The sequence below is a fragment of the Actinomycetota bacterium genome, from assembly GCA_036280995.1.
Classification (GTDB): Bacteria; Actinomycetota; CALGFH01; order CALGFH01; family CALGFH01; genus CALGFH01.
The window spans coordinates 1-7,978 of sequence record DASUPQ010000337.1; the positions used below are offsets into that span (position 1 = coordinate 1).

Annotated in this window: 6 protein-coding genes and 3 pseudogenes; 2 read left to right on the forward strand and 7 right to left on the reverse strand. The window is 69.7% G+C overall.

What is annotated here, in order from left to right; translation table 11 throughout:
• Window positions 1-653 precede the first annotated feature (653 nt).
• Complete coding sequence (locus VF468_11575) at window positions 654-824, forward strand: hypothetical protein (GenBank protein ID HEX5878943.1); 171 nt, start codon at window positions 654-656, stop codon at window positions 822-824.
• Window positions 825-1,205: 381 nt separating this feature from the next.
• Here VF468_11575 and VF468_11580 read toward each other — a convergent pair whose 3' ends face one another.
• From VF468_11580 to VF468_11605, 6 genes and pseudogenes are all read right to left on the reverse strand, one after another.
• Complete coding sequence (locus VF468_11580) at window positions 1,206-1,703, reverse strand: pyridoxamine 5'-phosphate oxidase family protein (GenBank protein ID HEX5878944.1); 498 nt, start codon at window positions 1,701-1,703, stop codon at window positions 1,206-1,208.
• Between the two features lie 355 nt (window positions 1,704-2,058).
• A pseudogene (locus VF468_11585) lies at window positions 2,059-2,812 on the reverse strand (integrase).
• 407 nt (window positions 2,813-3,219) lie between these two features.
• Window positions 3,220-3,669 (reverse strand): annotated as a pseudogene (locus VF468_11590) (flavodoxin).
• An 81-nt stretch (window positions 3,670-3,750) separates the two neighbouring features.
• Window positions 3,751-4,203 carry an SRPBCC family protein gene (locus VF468_11595; GenBank protein ID HEX5878945.1) on the reverse strand — a complete coding sequence of 151 codons (453 nt, stop codon included), beginning with the start codon at window positions 4,201-4,203 and terminating at the stop codon, window positions 3,751-3,753.
• An 86-nt stretch (window positions 4,204-4,289) separates the two neighbouring features.
• Window positions 4,290-4,442: pseudogene (locus tag VF468_11600) on the reverse strand (thioesterase).
• Between the two features lie 204 nt (window positions 4,443-4,646).
• Entirely contained in the window at window positions 4,647-5,078 is a 432-nt protein-coding gene (locus VF468_11605) for a DUF1707 domain-containing protein (GenBank protein ID HEX5878946.1), read from the reverse strand.
• A 206-nt stretch (window positions 5,079-5,284) separates the two neighbouring features.
• On the opposite strand from VF468_11605, the gene VF468_11610 reads away from it, so the two are divergent.
• Window positions 5,285-6,787 carry an FAD-linked oxidase C-terminal domain-containing protein gene (locus VF468_11610; protein HEX5878947.1) on the forward strand — a complete coding sequence of 501 codons (1,503 nt, stop codon included), beginning with the start codon at window positions 5,285-5,287 and terminating at the stop codon, window positions 6,785-6,787.
• A gap of 863 nt (window positions 6,788-7,650) precedes the next feature.
• On the opposite strand, the gene VF468_11615 is transcribed toward VF468_11610, so the two are convergent.
• The coding region (locus tag VF468_11615; GenBank protein HEX5878948.1) for an amidase family protein at window positions 7,651-7,978 on the reverse strand (328 nt) is incomplete at its 5' end.

Genomic DNA, 7,978 nt, shown 5'->3' on the forward strand with positions numbered 1-7,978 from the left:
AGGATGTGCTCGCCCCCGGTCCCCGCGAGCTGTGGCTGGCCACCGCGGGGCCCGAGCTCCTTGACGTGGTCCCCGCGTAGCGGCGCAGCTTCTTCTTGTCTTGCTACAAGGTGCTTGTGGACGATAAGCGGCTGAGCCTGACCCGGGCTGCGAGCAGTCTCGTGGTGGGAGCCTTGTTCTCCCACCACGCCCAGCCGCAAGCGTCCCACCAACCAGCCAAGCTCGGCTCCTGAGCCGGCCAGGGCCGGCAGTTGATCAGTTCGGCCGGCTTTGTTGGCGCTGTCGCTTGCTCCTGGTGCTCGCTTGGCAGGCCACGGTGTTCACCGTCCCCCGGGTCCCCGGGCAGAGCCGACCGCCCGGCCAGGCATCCAGGAGGGATCTGGCTTTTGGTGAGGACACGACCTGGGCTCAGACAGCCTCGGCGAGGGTTGCCGGGCGGTGCCACAGCCGCCAGGTACGGTGCTGACCGACGATCCCGCAGCGCCAACCCTCGAGGAAGGCCCGTCATGGCCAAGCTGCGCTAGGTGTTGACGGCTATATCGCCGACGAGGACGGCAAGTTCGACTGGGCGGTACCAGACAAGGAGGCCTTCTCCATCGACGACCTGGAGCGGCCGGTCGGCACTACCTGTAGGGCGCCGGCTGGAGGAGCTGATGGCCGTCTGGGAGACCGACCCGGCCGCCGCGGCCAGTCACCGGCCGCGCGGGCGGTCCACAGATCGGGCCGGCGGCCGACAAGGTCGTGTCCTCCCCGACGCTGGCGGCGGCCTCCCCACCAGGACGCGGATCGAGCGGGACTTCGACCCCGAGCGCTCCGGCACCTGAAGGCGGCAGCCGAGCGGGACTCACCGTGGCCGTCCCCCCTGGGCGCCCTGCCATCACCGCCGGGCTGGGGGCGAGGTCCACCTGTTCCTCTGGCCCGTGGTGGTCGGCGGGGCAAGCACTTCTTCCCCGACCGGGCCCGGCTCCAGCTCGAACTGCTGGACGAGCGCCGGGTCGGCAACGGCGTGGGGTAGCTGCGCTACCGCACCAGACATGAGCACACGACAGCACCCCCTCCCCCATCGAAGTCAAGGCCGAGGGACTTTGTCTACCTCCTCAAGGCCGGCCCTGCGGCCCGGCAGCAACACGACGGTCACCGCCAGCTCCTCAGTCCACTCGGCAGCGAGCGACCGGATCCCCGATGAGTCGGGCAGGCGGCGGCGCTCAGGCGCGCTGACGTTCCTCCCGCTGCCGGACCAGCTCCTCAACCGCGCTGGGGAGGGTCGTCTCGAAGTCGATCAGCTTCGCCCACGTCGGCACGACGACGATCCGGACCATGCCGTCGTAGAGCGACCGCACCTCGGCCTCCCACTCGGCCCGTTGCTCGGGTGTCATCGTGTAGGTGCCGTTCATCTCAAGGTACTCGTCCGGGATGCCCTCGACGACGTCCAGCTCGGCCCGTCCGCGGATGAGCAGGATGCGCGGCGGGTGCACTTCGGTGTCGATGGTCAGGGCGACCGCCGGGTTGTGTCGCAGAGCCGGGACCTTCGCGGCGTTCTTCGCGGTGCACATGACGATCGCCGATCCATTCCATGTGAACCCGATCGGGATGGACCGCGGCGTGCCGTCCTTGGCGACGTAGGCCAGGCGGGTCAAGTCGCGGGCCAGGAGCTCCTGGCTGATCGGACGGTTCAGGACGTCGGTGATCTCGCTTGACTGCACGGTCAGCCGCCCCTTCCAACTGTCGTTCCTGGGCCACACTGGGGCCACACCCTACCCGAATCCTACGGACACACCGGGCAACGACGGCCACTCGACATCGCAGTTCAGGAGCCCTTGTCGGCCAGCATCACTGGTCGTCCGACCACCCCGGTTCTCTCTCGCACGGAGGAAGCCAGGGGTTCAAATCCCCTCACCTCCACCCCACCCTGATGACCAGCGGCAACGCTGGTCATCGTCGTGTCCAGGGTCGGTGGAACGGGGCCGCATAACGGATGGAGAACTCCTGACTGTGCTCGTTCTGCGGCATGGATCACCATGCTGCTCCCGGCTCGCTGCCCCGCTCCTTCGAGCGGCATCGCGGCGCCCGCACCGGCGTCATGAGCACCTTGATCGCCTCGGCGGCGAAGACGGCGTCGAACGCGGCCGTGAACCTCGCGTCCCGATCGCGGACCAGAAACCGGAACCGGCCGGCGCAGCCGTCAAGGGCCATAAGAAGATTGCGGGCCTGCTGCGTCACCCATGCTCTCCCCGGATGCGGCGTCACTCCCAGCACGTGGACCCGGCGGGAGACGACCTCGATCACGAACAGCACGTACGGGCGTTTGAGGAACACGGTGTCCACGGTGCAGAAGTCCACCGCCAGCACGCTCTCGGCCTGGGCCCGGAGGAACTGCCGCCAGGAGACCGACGGCCGGATCGGTGCCGGGTCGACACCGGCGCGTTGCAGGATGGCCCAGACGGTGCTGGCCCCAATCGTGTACCCGAGCCGGCACAGCTCGCCGTGGATGCGGCGGTAGCCCAGGTCGGGTTCTCCCTGGCCAGCCGCAGCACCAGATCGTGGAGCTCCAGCGCCACGCCTGGACGACCACGCCGGTGTGGGTAGATCCACCGGTGCCGGACCAGGTCGCGATGCCATCGCAGCAGCATGGTCGGCTGCACCAGCAACCCGCGCCACCCAGCCCGGGGCAGCAGCCGTGCCAGCCCAGCCAGCACCGCGCGGTCGGCCCAGTCCAATCGGGGTCGGGCCACCTGCCGGCGGAGCACCGCGACCTCGTGCCGCAACACCAGCAGCTCGCGTTGTTGGTGGCCGAGCGCCGTGCCAGCAGCATCAGCCATCCCAGCAGCTGGCAGAAGATCAGATAGAGCAGTCGTAGCGCCATCCATCGATCATCGGCGCCAGCGCCGGCCCCCGGCGGCCCCGCAGCTCAGAGCCTACGGTCGACTTTCTGGCACCAACAGGCCGTCAAGGCCAGCCAGGGCCAGCCCTACCGGTACCCGCTGACCCTGCGGCTGGTCCGCGAGCATCGTTGATCCGCTGATCGACACAAGCCGGAGTGACCGGGCCAACCGGCCGGCAGCATGCTGGATCTCTGTCGGCACCGGCACGGTCCCGCCGGCACGGCGGCTGGTGGACGCCCGAGGCCCCGCAGAGTTTGCGGGGCCTCGGCACTTGCATGGTATGCGGGCTTACGGTAGCACCGCCTCGACCGGGGTCGGACCAGGTCAGCCGGCAGACAGGGGTCAAGCCTGCCGCCATCGCGGCGCCAAGCTCCCAGCAGGCCTGGAGGTCCTCCCGGCTCGGGTCGCCGAGCACGGCCACCGGGGCCTGGGCGCGGCGCCATCCCAGGCCCCGGGTGATCGCCTCGACCGCCCGCACGGCCCCGGTGGTGTCGCTGTCGCCGTGGACGTACAGCCCATAGGGCCGCCGCACGGTCGCCTCCAGACAGGGGTAGTAGATCTGGTCGAGGAAGTGCTTGAGCGCGCCCGACATGTACCCGAGGTTGGCCGGCGTGCCGAGCAGGTAGCCGTCGGCGCCCAGCACGTCGATCGCAGTGGCGACCAGGGCCGGGCGGGCCAGGACCGTGACGTCCTGGATCGTCTCGTCGCGGGCGCCCGAAAGCACCGCCTCCAAGAGCGCCTGCAGCCGCGGCGAGGTGGTGTGGTGGACGACAAGCAGCCTGGCCATCGCCGTGCAGGGTGGCGTGCCCGCCGACCAAGCGCAACGGCCATCCAACACTGTCGGTGAGCAGTGCCAAGAGCTACCCACTTAGCCGGGCGGCACCGTCCGGGCGTAGCGGTCCAGCCGCTCCAGCTCCTCGGCATACAGCCGCCGCAGCACCCGCGGCGCGAACAGCCGCTCGACCAACCCGCCGACCCCACCCGCGCCCTGCCAGCGCGTCTCCACCCGCACCCGACAACCCGACCCCTCCGGGGTCACGACCCAAGTCGTCACCATCGAGGTGCGCTCGTCGGACTCGGTCAGCACCCGGCCAGGGTCCGGCTCGGCGACCCGCATCCGGAAGCTGCGGGCCCGCCCGCCGGTGGTCATCCGGAAGCTGTGCACCGTGCCGGCACCCACGCCGCCCTCCTCGACCCGGAACTGTGAGAACGCTGGCGGCAAGAAGCGCGGATGGTGGCGGTCGAAGTCGGCGATCAAGCGGTAGACCAGGTCGGCCGGCGCGCCGACCGCCTGCTCGGCCATCACCCGCAACTCGCTCACCCGCCCGCCCAGGCGCCTGCCTGGCGGAGGAAGGCGGCGGTGTCCACCACCACCCGGGTGAGGTGGCCGCTGGCCACCGTCCGGGCGCCGGCGACCGCGGCGACCGTCGCCCGCTCGGCCAGGGCCAGCACCCGCGGGGTAGCCAGCATCGGCACCTCGCCGCTGCCGATCGCGGCGGCGGTGTCGGCCTCGGTCACGGTGTGCCGGAAGGCCGCCTGAAGGCCCGGCTCCAGCGTCATGGCCCAACCCTACCCTGCAAGACCACCACTCGACGCTGGGCTGCCGCAGGCCATCACGAGGGCTGTCTGCTCACCCGGCCGTGCCTTCTCCTGGAGGTTCACCCATCGCCGTAGCTGCTCATAGCCGCGTCGCCGGCAGACCCTCCTGGCTCCTGGGGCGCCCGGAGCTCCTCGAGCCCTCCTGGCCCGGACAGGGACGACCGGTTACCAGCGGGGCGGCCGCCAGCCGGCCCGGCCCCGGCGGCCGAACGCGAAGAAGAAGACGATCCACCGCAGCGGCCAGGGGAAGAACCAGAAGCCGCGGGTGAGTACGGCAAGGAGAATGACGCCGGTCACGACCATCACCAGCGGCACCAGCCAGGCGGCCTCTGGCGGGAGGACGGAGGGCTGGCGCGAGGGCGGCCCGGGCGGCTGCTGGCCGCGTTCCTGGCTGGCCCGCCACTCGGGCGGCAGGTCGACGACCAGCCGGTCCAGCTCGCCGCGGGTGCGGGCGGCGAGAGCGGTGCCGAGCCGCTCGTCGGTCTCCTCCAGGGTGAGGTAGCCGGCGGCGTGGGCCTCCTTGAGCAGGTCGGCGGTGCGGTTGCGGTCGGCGTCCCCGACCCGGTAGCCGCCAGCCCCCTGCAGTTCGCTGCCCATAGGTCCTCCCCATTCTGCCTTCAGTGTAAGTGTGTAAGCACAGACGTCAACCACAGCGCTGCGGGATTCCGGCGGCCGACAAGGTGCGACGACCACACCCGGCTGGCCGACCAGTTGCCCGACCCGACCCGCCAGCGAGCCTGGGCCGAGCGGGACGCCGAGCGGCGTCGCTCTTGGCTCGAAGAGCTGGCTGCGACTCGGTCGAGGTGGAGATCGAGGGCGTTGGCACGTACACAAACATGGTGGGCGGTATGCGCTGCCCTGGCCGCACCGGACGAAGCGTAGGCTTGGATGTGCCGCACCGTTGGACGTTCGGCCAGGAAGGGGATGCGGTGCCGCCTGCCTCGTCGCATCAGAAGGCGCTCAACGAGCTGGAGAAGGTGTTTGGCTCGCGGTTCAGCGTCGCCCAGAGCATCCGGGAGCACCATAGCCGTGACGAGTCGGTGCTGGCGCCGGCCCTTCCGGACTGCGTGATCTTCCCCCGAACGACCGCGGAGGTGGCCGCCGCCCTTGCCGTCTGCTCCCGCTACGCCCTGCCCGTGATCCCATTCGGTGCCGGCAGCTCGCTGGAGGGCCAGGTCCTCGCGACCGTCGGCGGGGTGGCGCTGTCGACGACGGAGATGCAGCGCATCGTGCAGGTCAATCAGGAAGACCTCGATGTTGTCGTCCAGCCAGGCGTCACGCGGGGGCAACTGAACGCGGTCCTCCAGCGGCAGGGACTCTTCTTCAGCGTGGATCCGGGCGCCGACGCCACGATCGGTGGGATGCTCGCCACCCGGGCCTCCGGCACGACCACCGTCATGTACGGGACGATGAAGGACAACGTGCTGGGCCTAGAGGTGGTTCTGCCCGATGGCCGCGTGATCCGCACGGGGACCCGGGCTCGCAAGTCATCGGCCGGCTACGACCTCACCAGGCTGTTCGTCGGCTCCGAAGGCACGCTGGGCGTGATCACCGAGGCGACGCTTCGGCTGCGGGGCATCCCGGAGGAGATCTCGGCGGGGGTGTGCGCGTTCGACTCCATCGGGGATGCCGTGGCCTCGGTCATCCAGATCCTCCAGATGGGTGTTCCGGTGGCTCGCGTGGAGTTGCTGAACGAGTCCGCGATCGGGGCCATCAACTCCTACGAGGACCTCTCCTACCAGGTCGCCCCGACCCTGTTCTTCGAGTTCCACGGATCACCCGGCGGCGTCCGAGACGCCGTGGACAGCGTCGCGGCCGTCACCTCGTCCAACGCCGGCTCCAAGCTGCAGTGGGAGATCGGCCGGGAGGGTCGTGATCGTCTCTGGCGGGCGCGCCACAATGCGTACTTCGCATCGCTTGCGTTGCGTCCCAACTGCAGGGCGTTGACGACCGACGTGTGCGTGCCGATCTCCTGCCTTCGCGCATGCATCGAGCAAACCGAAGCGGATCTGGCCGACCTGGGCATGCCGAGCACGATCGTGGGTCACATCGGCGATGGGAACTTCCACGTCATCCTGCTGCTGGACCCCTCGGACCCCAAGGAGCTGGACGAGGCGCATGACTTCTACGACCGCCTGATCGACCGGGCGCTTGAGATGGGCGGGACCTGCACCGGCGAGCATGGGATCGGCCTTGGGAAGAAGCGCTACCTGGTCAAGGAGCTGGGCGAGGCGACAGAGGTGATGCGCGCGATCAAGCGGGCGCTGGACCCAACCGGCGTCATGAACCCCGGCAAGGTGCTGTAGCCCGTGGGGTGCGGAAATTCGTTCGTGCAGCCCGCCGATACTCATGCAGCAGCCGCCCATCAGGTCGCAGCGGTGCCCGGGTCGTTCCGGTGCCTCAAGTCGGAGGGCTCGGTGTGGACGATGCTGGTCGTAGTGCTTGGTGTAGCCCTCAGGACCTGCTCCAGATGCTCTCGGCCGACCATCGCAGCCAGTCCACTCACTCGGCGCGGACCGTGCCGATCCATCGCTCGGCGACGGCGTTCGCGTTGGCCGCCTGCACGGCGTGAGCACCACCTCGGCCTCCCCTGACCGGAACACGTCGTGAAGGCGCGGCAGAACTTCGCATCGTCCCCGCTCCTCCAACGTCAGCAGAAGATTACGGGCCTGCTGGGCGACCCAACCGCCTTCGGGGTTGGCGGTCACGCCGCCCAAGTGGACGTGTCGGGTGTCGAGTTCGAAAACGAACAGCCCATATAGCCGTCGCAGCCAGATGGTGTCGACGGTGAAGAAGTCGCAGGCGACGAGGGCGGCGGCCTGCTCGCGCAGGAATGCTCGCCACGTGGTGGTGGCCCGCCGTGGGGCCGGGTCCAGCCCGTAGCGGTGGAGCATGGAACGGATCGCGGTGGCCGAGACCTGCACGCCGAGTCGAAGGAGCTCACGCTTGATGCGCTGGTAGCCCCCAGCGCGGGTTCTCGCTGGCCAGGCGGATGATCAGTTGCTGGACGTCGGCATCCAGCTGCGGCCGGCCCGATGCACGGTGGGGAGCAGGATGGCCTCCGCAGTGGCGTTGACGGCAGTGCAACGCTACCGAGCTGCTGGGCGAACCTGCAGCTCACAGGCCGTATGGGGGTTTCCGTACCTACGGGCGGGGACAACCCGGACTGTTACCGCCCTAATTCGGTGAGGATCGGAGGCCAGCGGTCCCGCCATGGCGCCGCCGTCTCGAACGCCGCCGAGGCCCGCAACACCAGGGCATCGTCCAGCCGCCGGCCCACGATCTGCAGCCCGACGGGCAGGCCGTCCTCGGTGAACCCGGCCGGGACCGTCGCCGCCGGCTGACCGGTGAAGTTGAACGGGAAGGTGAACGACAGCCAGTAGAACGCATCCACCTCGCGCCCATCGATGGTCGCCGGCCCCTGCAATCCGTGCTCGAACGGCGCAACAGCAAGCGTCGGGGTCAGGAGCAGGTCGTAGGAGCGGAAGAACCGCCAC

Excerpts from the sequence above, each read along its gene's own strand:
- VF468_11575 (HEX5878943.1), top strand. The coding sequence starts at position 654 with ATGGCCGTCTGGGAGACCGACCCGGCCGCCGCGGCCAGTCACCGGCCG.
- VF468_11605 (HEX5878946.1), bottom strand. The coding sequence starts at position 5,078 with ATGGGCAGCGAACTGCAGGGGGCTGGCGGCTACCGGGTCGGGGACGCC.